Source organism: Pseudoalteromonas sp. S408 (genome assembly GCF_005886645.1).
In the GTDB taxonomy this organism is placed as follows: Bacteria; Pseudomonadota; Gammaproteobacteria; order Enterobacterales; family Alteromonadaceae; genus Pseudoalteromonas.
The window spans coordinates 230,521-248,831 of the sequence record NZ_PNDY01000007.1; the positions used below are offsets into that span (position 1 = coordinate 230,521).

15 protein-coding genes are annotated in these 18,311 nt (G+C 37.6%); 7 read left to right on the plus strand and 8 right to left on the minus strand.

Annotated elements, in window-relative coordinates; all coding sequences use genetic code 11:
• Positions 1-88: 88 nt before the first annotated feature.
• On the plus strand, positions 89-2,464 hold the full coding sequence (ppsA, locus tag CWB62_RS07495) for a phosphoenolpyruvate synthase (protein ID WP_138528249.1): 2,376 nt from the start codon (positions 89-91) through the stop codon (positions 2,462-2,464).
• 63 nt (positions 2,465-2,527) lie between these two features.
• Here ppsA and CWB62_RS07500 read toward each other — a convergent pair whose 3' ends face one another.
• Positions 2,528-2,740, minus strand: coding sequence for a PGPGW domain-containing protein (locus tag CWB62_RS07500; RefSeq protein ID WP_058405346.1), 213 nt, complete (start codon positions 2,738-2,740; stop codon positions 2,528-2,530).
• A 144-nt stretch (positions 2,741-2,884) separates the two neighbouring features.
• Here CWB62_RS07500 and ydiJ point away from each other — a divergent pair, with 144 nt between their 5' ends.
• Positions 2,885-5,932 carry a D-2-hydroxyglutarate dehydrogenase YdiJ gene (gene ydiJ, locus CWB62_RS07505; RefSeq protein WP_138528247.1) on the plus strand — a complete coding sequence of 1,016 codons (3,048 nt, stop codon included), beginning with the start codon at positions 2,885-2,887 and terminating at the stop codon, positions 5,930-5,932.
• Positions 5,933-5,996: 64 nt separating this feature from the next.
• On the opposite strand, the gene CWB62_RS07510 is transcribed toward ydiJ, so the two are convergent.
• Together CWB62_RS07510 and CWB62_RS07515 are read right to left on the minus strand one after the other, a co-directional pair.
• Complete coding sequence (locus CWB62_RS07510; RefSeq protein ID WP_138528245.1) at positions 5,997-7,196, minus strand: cation:proton antiporter; 1,200 nt, start codon at positions 7,194-7,196, stop codon at positions 5,997-5,999.
• Complete coding sequence (locus tag CWB62_RS07515) at positions 7,196-8,407, minus strand: tyrosine-type recombinase/integrase (protein ID WP_138528243.1); 1,212 nt, start codon at positions 8,405-8,407, stop codon at positions 7,196-7,198. Before CWB62_RS07515 ends, CWB62_RS07510 begins: the two co-directional genes overlap by 1 nt.
• Before the next feature lie 139 nt (positions 8,408-8,546).
• Here CWB62_RS07515 and CWB62_RS07520 point away from each other — a divergent pair, with 139 nt between their 5' ends.
• Positions 8,547-9,110 carry a lipid-binding SYLF domain-containing protein gene (locus tag CWB62_RS07520; RefSeq protein ID WP_138528241.1) on the plus strand — a complete coding sequence of 188 codons (564 nt, stop codon included), beginning with the start codon at positions 8,547-8,549 and terminating at the stop codon, positions 9,108-9,110.
• A 148-nt stretch (positions 9,111-9,258) separates the two neighbouring features.
• The gene (locus CWB62_RS07525; protein ID WP_138528239.1) at positions 9,259-10,179 is read left to right on the plus strand and encodes a DUF2971 domain-containing protein; all 921 of its coding nucleotides are present in this window, start codon (positions 9,259-9,261) and stop codon (positions 10,177-10,179) included.
• A gap of 5 nt (positions 10,180-10,184) precedes the next feature.
• Here the strand turns inward: CWB62_RS07525 and CWB62_RS07530 are convergent, their stop codons facing one another.
• From CWB62_RS07530 to ocd, 4 genes are all read right to left on the minus strand, one after another.
• Complete coding sequence (locus tag CWB62_RS07530; protein ID WP_138528237.1) at positions 10,185-11,207, minus strand: patatin-like phospholipase family protein; 1,023 nt, start codon at positions 11,205-11,207, stop codon at positions 10,185-10,187.
• A 135-nt stretch (positions 11,208-11,342) separates the two neighbouring features.
• On the minus strand, positions 11,343-12,749 hold the full coding sequence (locus CWB62_RS07535; RefSeq protein WP_138528235.1) for an alanine/glycine:cation symporter family protein: 1,407 nt from the start codon (positions 12,747-12,749) through the stop codon (positions 11,343-11,345).
• Positions 12,750-12,869: 120 nt separating this feature from the next.
• Positions 12,870-13,781: a citrulline utilization hydrolase CtlX gene (ctlX, locus tag CWB62_RS07540; RefSeq protein ID WP_138528233.1), complete on the minus strand. Its 912-nt coding sequence runs from the start codon at positions 13,779-13,781 to the stop codon at positions 12,870-12,872.
• Positions 13,778-14,848 carry an ornithine cyclodeaminase gene (gene ocd, locus CWB62_RS07545; RefSeq protein ID WP_138528231.1) on the minus strand — a complete coding sequence of 357 codons (1,071 nt, stop codon included), beginning with the start codon at positions 14,846-14,848 and terminating at the stop codon, positions 13,778-13,780. Before ocd ends, ctlX begins: the two co-directional genes overlap by 4 nt.
• A 166-nt stretch (positions 14,849-15,014) precedes the next feature.
• Between ocd and CWB62_RS07550 the strand changes: the two genes are divergently transcribed.
• The 3 genes from CWB62_RS07550 (at position 15,015) to CWB62_RS07565 (ending at position 16,967) form a co-directional block, all read left to right on the plus strand.
• Positions 15,015-15,446 (plus strand): Lrp/AsnC family transcriptional regulator, encoded by a 432-nt coding sequence (locus CWB62_RS07550; protein WP_058553230.1) that lies wholly within the window; start codon positions 15,015-15,017, stop codon positions 15,444-15,446.
• A 572-nt stretch (positions 15,447-16,018) separates the two neighbouring features.
• Positions 16,019-16,384 carry a hypothetical protein gene (locus CWB62_RS07560; protein WP_138528229.1) on the plus strand — a complete coding sequence of 122 codons (366 nt, stop codon included), beginning with the start codon at positions 16,019-16,021 and terminating at the stop codon, positions 16,382-16,384.
• 109 nt (positions 16,385-16,493) lie between these two features.
• A complete protein-coding gene (locus CWB62_RS07565; protein ID WP_058405333.1) occupies positions 16,494-16,967 on the plus strand; it encodes a YfbM family protein in 474 nt (157 codons plus the stop codon).
• Positions 16,968-17,246: 279 nt separating this feature from the next.
• On the opposite strand, the gene CWB62_RS07570 is transcribed toward CWB62_RS07565, so the two are convergent.
• Positions 17,247-18,239: a patatin-like phospholipase family protein gene (locus tag CWB62_RS07570; protein ID WP_138528227.1), complete on the minus strand. Its 993-nt coding sequence runs from the start codon at positions 18,237-18,239 to the stop codon at positions 17,247-17,249.
• Positions 18,240-18,311: the final 72 nt, after the last annotated feature.

An 18,311-nucleotide genomic window follows, 5' to 3' on the forward strand; every position in this document is an offset into this window, starting at 1 on the left:
CAGTGTAGAATGAAGGTGGCCTTTATAAAAGGTTTTCTTTCTTAACTCTCACAGTTTCAACTACAATTTGTTTTTTGGAGAAAGACCCGTGCAAGAATACGTTCTCTGGTATCAAGAGCTTGGTATGCAAGATGTTCCTCGAGTAGGTGGTAAAAATGCCTCCCTTGGTGAAATGATCTCTAACCTAGCTAACGCTGGTGTACAAGTACCGGGTGGTTTCGCAACAACCGCCGATGCTTTTAATGAGTTTTTAGACCAATCTGGACTCAATGCCAAAATTCATGACATCTTAGATACACTCGATGTTGATGATGTAAATACACTCGCTAAAGTAGGTGCCGATATCCGCCAGTGGATAATCGATACACCATTCCAACCAAATTTAGACCAAGCCATTCGCGATGCATATAGCCAACTTCATGGCGACGCTTCAGCAGATGTATCATTTGCAGTTCGCTCATCTGCAACCGCTGAAGATATGCCCGATGCATCTTTCGCAGGCCAACAGGAAACATTTTTAAATGTAGTTGGTATCGATTCCGTTATGGTTGCAATTAAACACGTTTTTGCCTCGTTATTTAACGACCGCGCAATTTCTTATCGTGTACACCAAGGTTACGATCATCGTGGTGTTGCTTTATCAGCTGGTATCCAGCGTATGGTACGCTCAGATAAATCAGCATCTGGCGTTATGTTTAGTATCGATACTGAATCTGGCTTTGAAGATGTTGTGTTTGTTACTTCAAGCTACGGTTTAGGTGAAATGGTTGTACAAGGTGCTGTTAACCCAGACGAATTTTATGTACATAAACCAACATTATTAAAAGAGAAGCCTTCTGTAGTTCGTCGTAATATTGGTTCTAAAGCCATTCAAATGATTTACTCAGACGACAAAGCACACGGCAAACAAGTAGAAATAGTGGATGTTAATCCAGAACTTTCTAATAAATTTTCAATTACAGACGAAGAAGTACAAGACCTTGCCAAGCAAGCTGTAATAATTGAAAAGCATTACGGCCGTCCGATGGACATCGAATGGGCAAAAGACGGTAACGACGGCAAACTATATATAGTGCAAGCTCGTCCAGAAACGGTTCGTTCAAACGAAGACACCAACGTAATGGAACGTTTTCAATTAAACGGTTCAAGCAACATTGTTGTAGAAGGGCGCGCAATCGGCCATAAAATTGGTAGCGGTGTTGTACGTGTACTCGACTCGATTGACGAAATGGATCAAGTACAGGTTGGTGATATTTTAGTTACCGACATGACCGACCCAGACTGGGAGCCGATCATGAAACGTGCAGCAGCGATTGTAACTAATCGTGGTGGCCGTACATGTCACGCAGCAATCATAGCTCGTGAACTTGGTATTCCTGCCGTGGTAGGTTGTGGTAATGCAACCGACCTAATTAAAGCAGGACAGGAAGTAACAGTATCATGCGCCGAAGGCGATACGGGTTTCATTTACGAAGGTATTTTAGACTTTGAAGTGCTCACTTCACGTGTTGACGAAATGCCAGACCTACCAATGAAAGTGATGATGAACGTAGGTAACCCAGACCGCGCATTCGACTTTGCACGTTTACCACATTCAGGTGTTGGTCTTGCCCGTGTTGAGTTTATTATTAACCGTATGATTGGTGTGCATCCAAAAGCGTTATTAAATTTTGATGCACAAACAGATGCCCTTAAAGCTGAAATAACCGACATGATTGCCGGTTACGATTCACCTGTCGAATTTTACATTTCAAAACTCGTTGAAGGTATTTCGACATTAGGTTGTGCGTTTGCACCAGAGCGTGTAATTGTTCGTATGTCTGATTTTAAATCAAACGAATATGCTAACTTAGTGGGTGGCCAACAATACGAGCCAGAAGAAGAAAACCCAATGATAGGTTTTCGTGGTGCAGCACGTTACATATCTGAAGACTTCCGCGACTGTTTTGCACTAGAGTGTGAAGCTATTAAGCGTGTACGTAATACCATGGACATGACTAACATTGAAATCATGATTCCATTCGTACGCACACTTGAAGAAGGTAAGCGCGTAATCGAATTACTAGAAGAGCATGGCCTTAAACGTGGCGAAAATGGTCTTAAAGTAATTATGATGTGTGAACTTCCGTCAAATGCATTGCTTGCTGAAGAGTTTTTAGAACACTTTGATGGCTTTTCAATCGGCTCTAACGATTTAACACAGTTAACTCTAGGTTTAGACCGAGATTCAGGTCTAATTGCTCATTTATTTGACGAGCGAGACCCTGCAATCAAAAAGCTGCTTTCTATGGCAATTCAAACAGCCAAAGCAAAAGGAAAGTATGTAGGTATTTGTGGTCAAGGCCCTTCAGATCATGAAGACTTTGCTGCATGGTTGGTAGACCAAGGCATAGACTCTGTATCATTAAACCCAGATACAGTAATCGAAACTTGGTTATATTTAGCTAAAAAATTAGCTAAATAACCGTGTAACTATGTAAAAGCCAGCATTTTATGCTGGCTTTTTTGTTGCTTAATTTAATTTGTTTTAATAGCGTGCTAATTTTTTATCTAAATACTGACACGATTTAGTCAGTGCTTTTTGGCAAAGCGACAAATAATACCGCGCTTTTGGATAATAAAACGAATAACACAATAAACCAGCCATAAAAAATATAAGTGATGGACCAGGTACAACCGCAAATATTAATCCTAATAAAATAAATAACGCACCCATGATCTGTAATACAATTTTTTTCATATAATTGACCTCTCGTGTAGTTAACTTGATTATAATTACAGCAGCGCTCAAATCGACAAAAAGAGTGTTACAAACTGTAAATTCTTCAATTTCTATTAGCAATCAGCATGATATAATTAACCAAATGTCTAAAAGTATGCCGTTATGATCGCAACAATTACTCAGCAAGATGCCGCGTCAGACCTTGTCGCAAATTACCTAAATACAATACAAAAGCAAGGCTTTACGGGTGATACCGATGCAAGTTATGCAACCCGTATTACTGCGTCAACCGACAATAGTATTTACCAACAATTGCCGCAAGGTGTTATTTTTCCCAAAAACGAAAAAGACATTCAACTTGCTTTGCAAACCGCATCACGAGACCCTTTTTTATCATTAACGTTTGGACCTCGTGGTGGTGGCACTGGCACTAATGGCCAGTCTTTAACACCTGGTATCGTTGTTGACTTATCCCGTTATATGCGTGAAATTCTCGAAATTAACGTAGAAGAAGGGTGGGTTCGGGTTCAAACCGGCGTAATAAAAGATCAGTTAAACGACTTTTTAAGACCTTATGGGTTTTTCTTTTCTCCCGATTTATCTACCAGTAATCGTGCAACCATAGGCGGTATGATAAGTACCGATGCATCAGGTCAAGGTTCACTCGTTTACGGTAAAACAAGCGATCATATATTAGGCCTTACAACCTATTTAGTAGACGGTACACCAATGAGTACCGCTCCAATAAATGTCGAAAAAGCAAAAATTATTGCAGAGCAAGACACTTTAGTCGGCTCTATATACAAAACCGTACTTAATATTGCCATTGATGAACGTGATGCTATTTTAACTAAATTTCCACGTTTAAATCGTTTTTTAACCGGCTACGACTTAGAACATATACTAAGTGATGACTTACTTACTTTTGATATGAGCCGCTTAATAACCGGTGCTGAAGGTTCACTTGGAATTGTTACTGAGGCAAAATTAAACCTAACCCCCATAGCCGAATTTAAAACATTAATAAATATTAAATACGACAGCTTTGACTCAGCACTTCGTCACTCTCCCTTTTTGGTTGATGCCCGTGCTACATCGGTAGAAACTGTTGATAGCAAAGTATTAAACCTTGCACGTGAAGATATCATTTGGCATTCAGTATCGGACTTAATAACCGACGTTCCACATAAAGACATGCAAGGACTCAATATGGTTGAGTTCAATGCTGTGGCCGCCGACGACATAAAAGATAAAGTAGACTTCCTTTGTAAATTACTAGACGACTGTGTAGCTAATCAAACAAATGGAGTTATTGGCTATCAGCTTACCAGTAACAAAAGTGACATTTTAAAAATTTATGCAATGCGTAAAAAGTCTGTTGGTTTGCTTGGTAATGTAAAAGGCAGTCAAAAACCATTAGCTTTTGCAGAAGACACTGCAGTACCGCCTGAAAATTTAGCCGATTATATTGTTGAGTTTAGAGCTTTACTCGACAGTCATAATTTACAGTACGGTATGTTTGGTCATGTAGATGCCGGCGTTTTGCACGTTAGACCGGCACTCGATATGTGCGATCCAGAACAAGAAAAACTACTACGTACAATTTCAGACCAAGTAGTTAAACTCACTGCAAAGTACGGCGGCCTAATGTGGGGCGAACATGGTAAAGGCTACCGTAGTGAATATGGACCGGCGTTTTTTGGCGAACAATTATTTACTCAACTACGAAAAATTAAAACAGCGTTCGACCCATATAATCGAATAAACCCAGGTAAAATATGCACCCCGATCGATAGTGAAGACTCACTAGTAAGCGTCGATGGGCAAAAAAGATCGTGGTTCGATAAACAAATTTCAATCGATGTAAAAACCAGTTTTAATAACGCGATGACGTGTAACGGTAATGGTATTTGTTTTAACTACGATGAAAATTCGCCAATGTGTCCGTCTTATAAAGTGACAGGCGATCGTCGGAATTCACCAAAAGGACGAGCGAGTTTAATGCGCGAATGGCTGCGTTTGCAAGAATCTAAAAACATAGATTTGCTTGGTGTAGAAAAAGAATTAAACAAAGGCGAAGTCATCACTTGGTGGGAACGATTTGTACATAGCCGCGAGAAAAAGAAAGGTCTTTACGATTTTTCTCACGAAGTAAAAGCGTCTATGGATGAGTGTTTAGCCTGTAAAGCTTGTACAACGGCTTGTCCTATAAAAGTTGATGTTCCTACTTTTCGTGCTCGATTTTTAAATTACTACCACAGTTACTATGCACGTCCACTTAAAGATTACTTAGTAGGTAACATAGAAAGTAGCGCGCCACTGATGGCCAAGTTTGGAAAAATAATTAACCCAGTTGTAAATACAACGTTTGTTAGCAGCTTAATTAAAAAAACTGTTGGCTATGTTGATACACCCCAACTGAGCATTCCGGCACTTTCAAAACGAATTAACAAAGCACAGCAATTTAACTTTGAGCTTTTAACTAACTTAACTGCCCAGCAACAAAGCGAATACGTTTTAATAGTACAAGATCCATTTACTAGTTTTTATGAAGCTGAATTAGTAGAAAGCTTTATTACTCTAATAACTCAACTTGGCAAAAAACCAATGTTGTTACCGTTTAAACCCAATGGTAAACCACAACATGTAAAAGGGTTTTTGCATGAATTTAAAATAACCGCCAAAAAAGCAGCTGAATTTTTAAATAAATTAAATGATATAAATGCGCCATTAGTAGGATTAGATGCGTCGTTGGTTATGTGTTACCGTGATGAATATAATACAATTTTAGAAAATAACCGCGGTGATTTTAATGTACAACTTGCCCACGAATGGTTAGAAACTCAATCGTTTAAAGGCTTAAGTGCAAATAAAAATAGTGAAACCGAATTTACATTATTGAGCCATTGTACTGAAACCACATCACTGCCAAAAGCAGCCAATGTTTGGCAATCTATATTCTCCGATATTGGGCTAACATTAAACACAACCAATACAGGTTGTTGCGGCATGGCGGGAACTTACGGGCACGAAGCCCAAAACCAAAATAACTCTCGTGCATTATACGAAATGAGTTGGAAGCCCATTGTTGATAAAACTAAATCAGAACAACTCTTGTCAACCGGGTTTTCATGTCGTAGCCAAGTAAAGCGGTATGAGAAATTTAAACCTAAACACCCAATTGAATTACTAGCACACGTGCTCAAATAATTTAATCAAATAAAAAGGCAGCAATAAATTTATCCCTGCCTTATTATTTAAATTTTTTATACGTTTATTTTGATGCTTTTTTAAAACTCTGCGCGATTGGTTTTGTACTTATCCCATGAATAAACACACTAAAAAATATTGTGGTCATAGCAATACTCGCAATTTGAAATTTATTTTCTATTTGCGTATCAATCACCATCAAAGTAAATACTATCGATGCAAGTCCCCGTGGCCCAAACCATGCAAAGGTAAATCGTTCTTTTAGATTTAAAGATGTAAATTGCAGCGATAACATAACCGGAATAATTCTGATTAGCGTAGTACTTAGCAACGCATAAACTACAATTTCAAAATTCATTTTTGGAAAAACTAAATACGCACATGCATAGCCAAATAAACACCAAATCATCAGCGACGTAAAATCAGCAATATGTTCTGAATCCTCAATTAACTCTGTACTAACTGCTTTAGTTGAAAACTTATCAAACAATAAACCTGCAACAAACACAGCTATAAATCCACTACTATGAAAATACTGTGTAATAGAAAATACAGCCATTGCAAAACCTAGCAATAAAAATGGGCTAGTGTTTTGTGCAAAGTAGTGCCGTTTCATTGCAAAGTTTAAAGCGGGAATAAAAATACTAATACTAACTGCAGCAACAAACAGTGCTAATCCAAGTTCTCGAGAAAATACACTTACAACGTGAGAAGCGGTAATAGCTGACTCAGGGTTTTTAGCTAACAAAATAAATATTAAAAATACTGGAACACATAATCCATCATTTAATCCACTTTCGGTATTAATACCCTCGCGAATTTTTTCAGGAACTTCTGTGCTTGCTAATAATCCTTTGCTTAATGCCGCATCGGTTGGTGTTAATATAATTGCGATTAATGCAGATTGAATTAATGAAAGTTCGGAAAAAATAAACAAGCTAACACTTATCCCCAACAATAATGTTAAGGGGAGGGCAATAAATAACAATAAGCCTGGATATTGAAAACTATGCCTTAGTACGCTCAACTTAGATTTTGCCGCATCCGAAAATAAAAATATACTTAAGGTTAACTCTATAAACGGAAGTAATAAATCTACACCAGCTTTTAATTCACCGCCGTTATTAGGCAATACGTTAGCTAAAACAATGCCGCCCATTACAAAAAACATTGGGCCGGTGACTTCTGTTTTTTCTAACTGTCTAAATGTTAATGAATAAATTAAAAATAATGCACCTATAAAGGCGATAATTAAATAGGTCATTAAATTTTCCTTTTAACGCCAGACTTTGCTCGTTCTTTAATATTAGTTTGAATATAAATTTGATCTGTTGTCGCAATTTTTGCGTGGCCTAAATCTTCAGATAAATGCTTAAGCGGCCGCGTTTGCGCATCATGTGTTGCACCAGTATGGCGAAGCCAATGTGCAGTAGCAGCTTCAAGTTGTTCTGCATCATCTTTAAAACCATCATCTAATAATGATTGTTGAGCCAAATCAAAACTTTGTTGTACTAAACGGCGAATTTGCCTAACAGTCATGCCACCTTGGCCCCTAATTTTATGGACCAAAGGTTCGGATTCATCAACTCGGGGAAGGGCGGGTAACCCTCTGTATAATCTATAACGTTTTAAATATTCAACAAAATCATCGCTTAACGTAACATCTCGTAATTTATTGCCCTTACCCATAATACGTAAAAACCAAAAGCCGTCATTGTCTTGCCAAAAATGCGACATAACTGGCGACCACTGCGGGCGCTCTGACAATTCAGAAATTCGTAAATATAAACCTTTTAAACAAGCTAAGGTAAATAAATTACGTTCTAAATTTGGTTTTTTCTCGCATAAATCGCGAGTAACCCCAAACACATATTCCCACTGTATATCGCTTAAGGTGTCTGGGATCTGAATTTGAGATTGCACAACTAAATACGGGCTATTTTTTTTCACAACAGGAACAAAATTAGCAAAGGTTTTTTCTTCTAATAATGAAAATTTATAAAAAACATTGAGTGCAGTAAACATAGCCGATAATGTTTGCTGACTTGCCGTTGATTCTTTTAACATAAAAGGGCGCCAATTTTGGTTTAATCGGCGGATACCTTGCTCATCTTTATAGCGCCATTGCACTGATGTTGATGCCCATTTTTTATCAGGCTCAACCATAAAATCTACATAAGCTTCTATGTCTTCACGTTTTAAATCGAACACTGATTTTTCGGCAATTAACCATGACCATAAATAAAAACGTTCAAGTTCGTTTCTAAAACGACTGTATGTTGCCTCTGATTTTCGGCCATACACATATAAAAATTGGTATAAAAATTTAAGATCAGATTCTGATTCAGTTACAGTCAAGCTAACTTGCTGTATAAAGGTAGCAAGTTCTGGGTATTCTGAATTAAGAGTGCCATCATCAAGATGAGCAATTTGATACCTTAATTGTTTTAACGTATCGACTAACGCAACAAGCATAGTATATAAATATTCAATTAAATAAGTTAGTTACAGAATAACCTTTAAGTCCGATACTGTCTAGTATTGGACATAGTAATTAAATACTTATTTTAGACTATGTTTAAATTGCCATGCCAAATCTTATTAAGGAAAAATTATGAAACAACTTAGTATATTATTTTTACTTACACTCTTGTTGGTACTTACAGGTTGTGCGACTACCGGTAGTGCATCACCAAGCGAAAAACGGTCTTTAGTACAAAGTATGAAAAGTAACACGCTTAGTAAACTTTATACTAAAAAGCCTGATGTTAAAACGCAAATAGCAAACTCAGCAGGCTATGCAGTTTTTGATAACGCGAATGTTAACGTTATTCTTGCTAGTTTTGGTGGTGGTTATGGTGTAGTAAAAAATAACTTAACCGGTAAATCTACTTACATGAACATGGGTGAAGCTGGTTTAGGGTTAGGTTTAGGTGTTAAAGATTTTAACGTAGTTATGGTTTTTCATACCCAAGCAGCAGTAAATAGATTTATTGAACACGGTTGGGCTTTTGGCGGAAACGCAGATGCAGCAGCAAAATACGAAGATAAAGGTGGAGCATTGGTAGCCGAAGCCATTGCAGACCAAGTTACTGTATATTCTGTAACCGAAAATGGCCTTGCACTTCAAGCTGTATTAAAAGGCACTAAATTTTGGGTAGATTCTGAGCTAAATTAACCATTAATAACTCTCCTAAAAGCGGGCTGGTTTGAATAATCACGCCCGCTTTATTACTTACCTCGCAATTTAACATAACGTAATTTATGGGCGTATATCATATCCTCCTTTTATGATATTATTCTTATTATTTCTTATTGCTCGATAAATGAAATTAGTTAAGTATTTACCAGAGTCAGCTCTTGATAGCTTTTTAAAAGATCCTTGTTTAAGATTAACACCAAGTAAATGCTTTGAAGACAAAGCTGAGTTTGGAGCACAATGTCATGAATTCATAACCAACCCTGAGTTGGATAATGTTATAAATATGCATGGAGTCATTTCTTTAACTAAAAGCGAAACCGCACCTTTGATGTGGACTAACTATGCTAATAATCATAAAGGTTTTTCGTTTGTACTTGAAGCAGATAGCTCTAACATTATAGGTTCTATTTTTTATTTGAACCCTGCAGTAGATCCTAATTTATATATTGCTAAAAATATTCAATATTGTATTGATTTAAAAAGCTTTTCAGATTTTTCTAACCCTATGGAAATCTTTGATTATTACCCATTCCAAAAGCATATTTCGTTCTTACCTGAAAATGAGTTTAGATTAATCTTACCCTATTACTATGTTGATATTATTAAAATACATAAAGTACTTTTTGAATCAGATTCATTTTTTTTAACTATTGATTTAGATTTTATATATGATGGTTGTATGTTTTACACATGTGATTTCAAAAGAGCATGTAACAAAATAGCTGATATTCATTCTTTTCAAAGGAAAAAACTTTGGTTTTATTCATTTGATAAAGGTAACCAGATTCTTTTTCTTAAAAGAATTGATTTAAATAGAGGTTCAATGGGAATATCTGTAGCAATTAGAAAACTTATTCTAGGGAATAATTTTGATTTACCAAATTTAACCTCAAATATAAAAAACTTACAAAAACATGATTTTTTCAATCGACGTTTTATTACTAGTACTCCAGGTATATACCATAGAGAGCTAAAAAATATATTTAAAATTACTAGAGGTAGCACGGGTTTATCTTTTGAAATTGTTGAGCACAAATTTATATAAAGTCATCAGCTATAGTTAATGTAATCATCAAACGCTTCAGCCAATTTTTCCGTTTCACTAAAAACAGTATTCCAATATTTAATACGCGTGTCTGCATCAAGATCGGTAAAGTCGTTTCTGTCTGGGATTTTTCCGTAAGGTAAACCGGCTATAAATTCTTTTGATGGGGTGATCATCACTACATTATCGTAATTTTGTGGTGCTACTTTACGTTTTAAATTTTTATCAAACCACCCTGCTTTTGGCTCGCTATTAAAATGCGGATATAAAATTAAACCTGGGTTGTTAATTTTTAAATCAAAGTGGTAATCAATTATTCCGCCATCGCGATACATACCTTGTGGCGAGCCTGCAATATTTTTTATGCCTTGCATTACTAGTGGTATAGAGCCCGATGCAAGTAAGGCATCTTTTAAATTAGTTTGGCTAAGTGCTATGTTTTGCGTTTTAAAATTATAACTGTCGGTTATTGATAAGTTACTGTTTGGCGCGCCAAAAATAAACCGCTCGTACTGAGAGCCTAATAATTTTCGGTTAACGCGGTTTAGCATATAACTTTTTGATAAACCTAAAAGCTGAATCAATTTATTTTCGCTGGCAATAAAACCATTCGATTTAGCCACTATAAAATGCGCTTTAAAAACGGGGTTATTTATTATTTCGGTTACTCCGTTATCGCCAAAAACATCTTCAAGTAATGCGCGGGCTTTTATTGTGATTTCGCTAGGCGTTGGTTTATTACTAGAATAACGCGTTTGCGAATACGATTTTGCTAACCGCTCAATGGCAGCAACCGGATCGTTTTGGGCAAAACACGCTGAACGAAAAGCCCCTGCCGATGATCCAATTAAGTTAAGGGGTTGGGTGCGGTTTTTAAAAAATTCGCCAAAAATATATTTGTCTAATCCAAATAAGGTAAACCATTTAGGCCCGCCACTTGCTCCTAAAAAAGAGGTAAATAGCTCGGGTTTAAAACCTTGTTCGTTTATTATTTTTGTTGCGTTCTTCCCTGCGACAATGTCGATCATGTCTGTATTTTTACCTTTTATATCTATTTTTAAATTTCACACGCTCTAAATATGAATAATTATGCAAAATTAAAAAGCGACTTTATGCTGCCATAAAACCGCTTTTTATCGTTAAAGTTACTTAAAATACGCGAATCAATCCCAAATGCCGTCTTCGCATTTTCCCTGTACTTTTACGTCTTTTACTTTAAATTCGGGTTCTATGCCTTTGTCTCTTTGTGCGTGGTAATCGTGTGTTACCGACAAAATAGTTGGCGTTAACAGTATGATAGCGATTACATTAACCACTGTCATTAACCCTAAGGCAATATCGGCTAAATCCCATACTTCTTTTAATGTGGCCGATGCGCCCCAAAGCATCATTGATAAATAAAGTAACGTGTAAATACCGCGCCCTACTTTGTTATCAAGCTTAAATAAATGTAAGTTACTTTCAGCGTAGGCATAGTTAGCTACCACCGAGGTAAATGCAAATAGCGTGATAGCTGCTGCTACAAAGTACACACCACCTTGTGCTAAATGCGCGGTCATGGCGCTTTGCGTTAAACGTATGCCTTCCATTTCGCCGCTTATGTCTACATCGGCTAATAAAATAACGACGGCGGTACAACTACAAAGTACAATGGTGTCGAAAAACACGCCAAGCATTTGTATGTAGCCTTGTGTTACTGGGTGATTAGGAATGGGGCTTGCGCTTGCTGCGGCATGCGGCACACTACCCGCACCCGCTTCGTTAGAATATAGACCGCGTTGAATACCATTTTTAATGGCTGCGCCCATTGCACCTGCGCCCGCTTCTTGCAAACCAAAAGCAGATAAAAACACATCTTTTAGCATGCCAGGTACTTGTGGCAAGTTCATAATTGTAATAATAACGGCAGCTGCTACAAACAATATACCCATTAATGGCACTACACGCTCCGCAAAACGGGCAATGGCTTTAAAGCCGCCTAAAATAATCGACCCTGCTAATACCGTAATAACTAAACCTGAATAAAAAGTGGGTACTTCGAATGCATAGTTTAGTGCATCGGTAATTGTATTTGTTTGCATTGCGCTAAAGGTAAAGCCATAGCCTAAAAATAAACACGCGGCAAATACTATAGCAAAGGCACGGCTGCCCAACCCTTGTTGAATGTAATACGCAGGGCCACCTCTAAATTCACCGTTACTATCGCGAATTTTGTATACTTGGCCTAATATACTTTCGGCAAACCCGGTTGCCATGCCAAGTATGGCAATAACCCACATCCAAAATATGGCACCACTGCCGCCAAGCGAGATAGCCACGGCAACACCGGCTAAATTACCCGTTCCTACCCGAGCACAAAGCCCGGTACACAATGCCTGAAATGACGAAATATCGTTTTTATTACATTTACTACTGCCTTTTAACAGGCTAAACATATGTTTAAATTTAACTATTTGAATTGCTTTTAAACGAACAGAAAACCATACGCCGGTGAAAAGTAAAATATAGATGAGTACCTGACCTTCTCCCCACAACAGGTTATTTACACTTTTTACTACCGTATCGAACATTGCGAATTCCTTATTATATTTTTATAGTTATGCGCTTTAACATAGTCATTTTAAAATGTACTCGCAACGCTTACTCTTTCATATGCAATAAAGGCAACCATGTTGCCTTTAAATTTCGCCTTATTTGCTTTGTAAATGTACCCCTGCAATCATACACCTTACAGAGCCACCAGCAGATTCAATGGTAGGTATAGGCAAAGCCACTAGTTTAGCCGTTTTTTGTATCGCAATTATTTGCTCGCCCGTTAGCGCATTGTAAGCGGTTTGCGACAGCGCTAAAATTCGGCCGTTTTTACCTTTTAATTCAATGGCATTTCCGCAAAATTTATTTATTTGCTCAACTGACAGATCGATTACTTCGTGATGGCTTTGTAAAAAATGCCCTACCAGCGCACTGCGCTGCGCTTCGGGCACCATACTTAAGCCAATCATTACAAACTTGCTGGCTACGCACATTAGTACATTAGTGTGATACACCGCTATACCTTGCTCATCAGCGGCGTTAAACACAACTGGCTTAAACGAAAGTAAATTACACACAGTATTTACTACCGATCTTGTTGTGCGCTTAGATTCTACCGCATAAGCAAGTTTATAGTGGTGATCGAGTACCAATGATCCGGTGCCTTCTAAAAATGCATTTTCTTTCGCTAAATGTGCATAATCACTCACTACCGACACTTTATAGTGATCTGTTAAATAATCAATTATATCTTTACGATATTCTAATCTTCTGTTTTCAACAAACATTGGGTAAATAATTAATTGCCCATTTTGATGCGTAGAAAACCAGTTATTTGGAAAGACAGAATCGGGCGTATGTGTTTGCTCGTCTTCAAATAAATGAACGGTTACACCTTCATTTTGTAATAACTCAACCGCATTGGTAACCTCTTTAAAGGCTTGTTCGCTTTCATTTTTTGCTGCACATTCACTTTGAAACGCATTGTCGAGCATAGTTTGTGGATTAGACGTAAAGTGATGCGGACGCACCATCACAACTGCGCTCGGTGCTTGTTGTGTTAGGCTCATGCTGCGCTCTCTTTATCTATACGCGATACTTCAAGAACTGAAAATAAGTTACGCGGATCGCGCTGCTGGGTGATCAGGTCGAGTATTTCGTATTCTCCTGATTTAATAAGTTGCTCGCGAATATACACTAATGCGGTAAAATCTTCGCTTGCAAAGCCGACACCATCAAAAATAGTAAGCTCTTTTTCGCTTGTACGACCAAGTTGCTGTTTATTAATGACTTTATGAAACTCGGTTACAGCAAAGCACCTGCTCATTTGTTGAATTTCGCCCTCGATTCTGGTTTGTGGTTCATACTCTACAAATACATTAGCGCGTTCGAGTAAAGCGGAATCAAGCTCGGTTTTGCCTGGGCAGTCGCCACCAATCGCATTAATATGAACACCTTCTGGGATCATATCGTTTGTTAAAATGGTTGCGTTTGTTTTATCGGCCGTGCATGTGGTAATTATGTGTGCGCCCTTTATTGCCTCTTCAACACTTTCACATATAGTCACGTTTAAACCTTTAGTGCTTAAGTTATTAAACGCTTTTAGAGAGGCTGCTTCGTCTATATCGTATAAACGAATGTGTGTAATACCCAATACCGCTTTAAACGCTAAAGCCTGAAACTCAGACTGAGCTCCATTACCAATCAGGGTTAAGGTGGTTGAGTTTTTTGGTGCTAAATAAGTAGCCACAAGCGCTGATGTTGCAGCAGTGCGTAGTGCGGTTAATAGGCACATTTCGCTGATCATCACCGGGTAACCGCTATCCACATCCGACAAAATACCAAATGCTGCCACCGTTTGAAGCTCTTTAAAGGTATTTTTTGGGTGACCATTTACGTATTTGCAGCTAAACATTTTGCCATCGCTTACCGGCATAAGCTCTATTACACCATCGGGAGAATGTGCTGCATAACGCGGCGATTTATCAAATTCGTGCCAACGAGCAAAGTCGTGTTTTAGTTTGTTAGTTAGGCTAACTAATACATTTTCTATTCCTAATGTGTTTATTAGCTTGGCCATAGCTTGAACACTTACAAATGGAACACCGTGTTTTGGCTGCGCTATAAAATGACTCATGACTACCTCTGTAATAACAATATAAACTAATTAAAATAAGTTTATCGACTACAGATGCCACTTAAAATGCTAATACTTTATACAAATAATGGTATTTTTTAGCAATTTGCTAGGCATAAATATAAATTTTTAGTATTTTGTATAAAAAATAATTAGAGGTAAGCGTATGCTCCCTTATATTTATGACTCATTAGATAACGCCCTAATAGCCGAATTAAGAAAAGACGGCCGTGCATCTATTTCTGCTTTAGCTGATGTTTTAAAGGTGTCGCGCGGGACAGTACAAAACCGCTTGGATCGGTTAGTTTCATCGGGCGCTATATTAGGTTTTACTGTGCGGGTGCACGAACACATAGAAACCGAAGCCGTAAGAGCAATAATGATGGTGGAAGTGGTGGGTAAATCGACCTCGCAAGTTATAAAAACAATGCGCGGCATACCCGAGCTCACTAAGTTACATACCACCAACGGCGCTTGGGATTTAGTAGCAGAAATACAAGCAGGAAACCTAAGTGACTTTGATGGCGTACTTAGGCAAGTACGCGAGATAGATGGCATTTTAAATAGCGAAACCAGTATTTTATTGTCATCTACTTAAGCATTAATGTTAACACGTGAATATTGATATCGCCTTGCTCATGTCTGATCTTACAGTTTAAGTAATTAGATTTTGACCTCATTTAACAGACAGCTATTAGCAAGAAGTAGTTAGTCAAAAATCTTAATTTCTGAAGTCAAGATTTGACCCAAGGCTTTCCTTTAATGTCTGAAGTCAAGATTTGACCCTAGGCTTTTCTAGGCTTTTAATGAATACTGTCGAGTGAGCATATAGTCGGCAATGTAATTTAAATACGCAGAGCGAGTTTTTATTTTCAATCCGTCGAATTGACGCTGTATGTATGCACAGTAATAGCTCAGTCGCTCGCATAGTCAAGAAAACGACCCAGTCGCTCGTTTTATAATGAAAAGAAAAGCGAGCACGGATGAATTTTAATAACACTGGCAATTAGTTGACAAGTTTGTTAAAAATAAACCAATAAGAAAACGAGCTACATTGTGGTAGAAATACGCGCGATTAGCTCGCTATAAACATCTTAGGCATACAAGGAAGTCGCTACCATCGAAGATTCAATTTCTGTCAAAAAAAATTACTCTAAAGCTAGCTATATAATGGCTATGTTGAGTTTATCCATGCTTGTGATATTTATCGGCATATTTAAAACAGGTTTATCTTTATATGATGTTTTCCAAACCATAAAACTTGATGGTGTGGGAGATCCAAAAGTCATGGCTGGCCACATAAGCAAATCATTAGTTAATTATGTAGTTTACTTTTTTCTGGCTTTACCAGGCTGGTTATTAGCTATGAGTGTTTTATTTTTTACCAAATATAGGTCAAAGCGCTACTACAACTTTTTAGTTATGATTTCCGTATTTTTAATTCTAGGCTTTCCATTCTCTACTTTATTTGGAGTCTTGCTTGGTATTACTTTGTTAATAAAGCGTAAGCAGTTTAAAGTATGCCTAACAAGCTAATTAACAAGGACAAAAAACAGTTTGCTGTTTTCGTTCCTCAACATTTTAGCAAACAATTTTTTGCCTGTTATTAGGGCGTTATGTTTTTCTCAAGTAAGGAGTGCTGGACATGTCAATGATTGCGTCATTGAAGAGTGTAAATGAAAATAAACTAAAGAGTTTGTTATCAAATCCTGATGGATTAACTTCATATTTATATGAAGAAGATGGGAAAGTTTGTGATGTTGATAAAGCTTGGCATGCCATTCATTTCCTATTAAATAAGGCTGTATGGGAGTTTTCATCTATTGGTGGTTCTGTTTTTTTAGGTGGAACTCCGATCTCAGATGAAGATGTTGGATATGGACCAGCCCGATACTTTACCGCGGAAGAGAGCGCCGCAATCTCAGAAGAATTAATGGAAGTTTCTGATGTTACTCTTCTGAAACATTTTGAGGCTTTGGTATCTGAATCAGAAATTTATCCAGGATTTTCAGATAATGAAGAAGATAGAGAGTACATCGCTCAGAATTTTACACACTTAAAAGAGTTTTGTTCGGAAGTGGTTAAGTCTGGAAACAGTATAATTACGTATATGTGCTAAAAATCATAACACATATGAGCCTTAACTCTGTCAATAGGCATTAGTGTTCTTTTTGACCGTTTTTATAAATTGACGGTCAATTCTAAACCAATAAACAAATTCGTTTACTTCGTCTGTCGATACGGCTGTTAAAGCTAATGGGGTCAAATCTTGACTTCATACATTAAAAACCTTCAATGTTTTCTCGCAGCACATATATGACTATCATATTTAGTTAAGGCTTATTCAGTTAAACAACCGTAATTTTTTACGGTTGTTTCTAAACTATTTGTTTTACAGCTACATTGCGTAGCTGTGTGCGTAATCTACAATCCGTGCATTTTGGCTTTTTAAGTATTCACGTCCCGCTTTTACACCAAGTTTATGATCTTTACGTAAATCGTCGTTTGTACTGCCTAGTAATTTGCTGTGCAGTGTTTCATCTGCAAAAATTTGTATAATTTCTACATCACTAGGCGGGTTTGTCATAAAGTTTAGCTCGTCTAGGTAAGCTTGTTCATGCTGAATTAGGTAGTCGAGCGTTTTTGGACAGTAACCTGCTGCCGTAGCAAGCGATCTAAGCTTTTGAACCCATGCCGATTGCGCTTGAAAATCAGCGTCTACCGTTCTTATAACCACAATCTTACGCGCGCCACGGTTGTACGCTTCGCGGACTGGTAATGGTGCAGCTAGTCCACCGTCAAGAAAAAAGTCTTCTTGAGGTTCGGTAATTGTGTTTGCTTCGTTAGCGGCTTGTGCATTTAGCCAAGGTGTTAATTTAACACCTTGTTTGTACAAAAAGGGTAATGCGCTTGACGCTTTTAATAGCTCGCGCCATTGATGCTCTTCACCTGTTGGTGATAAGTAATACGCTTTTCTGTCACGTGCGTTTGTAGCAGTAATAAGTAACTCACGTTCACCTAATGATGTTTTAGCTGTTTTAAAGTCAATTGCTCTATTTACTTCTTTGGTTTTATCAAAGTACCAGTCTAAATCAACAATGTGTTTTCCCATTAAGCCACGACCTAGTTGAAAAAAACGTTTATTACGAGACAGCCCTCTAATCAGGCGTTTAGCGTAACCTTTTTGACGAGCTAAATAGCTTGTTAAGTTTTGTGAACCTGCCGATGTGCCAATAAATAAATCAAATGGGTCGTAGTTTTGTTCTAACCACGCATCAAGTACACCTGCGGTGAAAATCCCTCGCTGTCCGCCACCTTCAGCAATTAACGCAACCTTAGGCTGTGCTATTTTAGTTACTGAAGAAGCTGTTGCGCTGTTTAGAGAGTTCACGGGGTACCTGCCTTTAATTTAATAATGTTTGTTTCAATAAATACATTTTATAGAATTAAAGTAATGCCTTAA

What these genes read in the sequence shown, in the direction of transcription:
- CWB62_RS07515 (WP_138528243.1), bottom strand. Translation starts at nt 8,407, where the DNA reads ATGCTTGTTGCGTTAGTCGATACGTTAAAACAATTAAGGTATCAAATT.
- CWB62_RS07560 (WP_138528229.1), top strand. Translation starts at nt 16,019, where the DNA reads ATGGCTATGTTGAGTTTATCCATGCTTGTGATATTTATCGGCATATTT.
- CWB62_RS07520 (WP_138528241.1), top strand. Translation starts at nt 8,547, where the DNA reads ATGAAACAACTTAGTATATTATTTTTACTTACACTCTTGTTGGTACTT.
- CWB62_RS07510 (WP_138528245.1), bottom strand. Translation starts at nt 7,196, where the DNA reads ATGACCTATTTAATTATCGCCTTTATAGGTGCATTATTTTTAATTTAT.
- CWB62_RS07565 (WP_058405333.1), top strand. Translation starts at nt 16,494, where the DNA reads ATGTCAATGATTGCGTCATTGAAGAGTGTAAATGAAAATAAACTAAAG.
- CWB62_RS07535 (WP_138528235.1), bottom strand. Translation starts at nt 12,749, where the DNA reads ATGTTCGATACGGTAGTAAAAAGTGTAAATAACCTGTTGTGGGGAGAA.
- CWB62_RS07525 (WP_138528239.1), top strand. Translation starts at nt 9,259, where the DNA reads ATGAAATTAGTTAAGTATTTACCAGAGTCAGCTCTTGATAGCTTTTTA.
- CWB62_RS07550 (WP_058553230.1), top strand. Translation starts at nt 15,015, where the DNA reads ATGCTCCCTTATATTTATGACTCATTAGATAACGCCCTAATAGCCGAA.
- CWB62_RS07500 (WP_058405346.1), bottom strand. Translation starts at nt 2,740, where the DNA reads ATGAAAAAAATTGTATTACAGATCATGGGTGCGTTATTTATTTTATTA.
- ocd (WP_138528231.1), bottom strand. Translation starts at nt 14,848, where the DNA reads ATGAGTCATTTTATAGCGCAGCCAAAACACGGTGTTCCATTTGTAAGT.
- ctlX (WP_138528233.1), bottom strand. Translation starts at nt 13,781, where the DNA reads ATGAGCCTAACACAACAAGCACCGAGCGCAGTTGTGATGGTGCGTCCG.
- ydiJ (WP_138528247.1), top strand. Translation starts at nt 2,885, where the DNA reads ATGATCGCAACAATTACTCAGCAAGATGCCGCGTCAGACCTTGTCGCA.
- CWB62_RS07530 (WP_138528237.1), bottom strand. Translation starts at nt 11,207, where the DNA reads ATGATCGACATTGTCGCAGGGAAGAACGCAACAAAAATAATAAACGAA.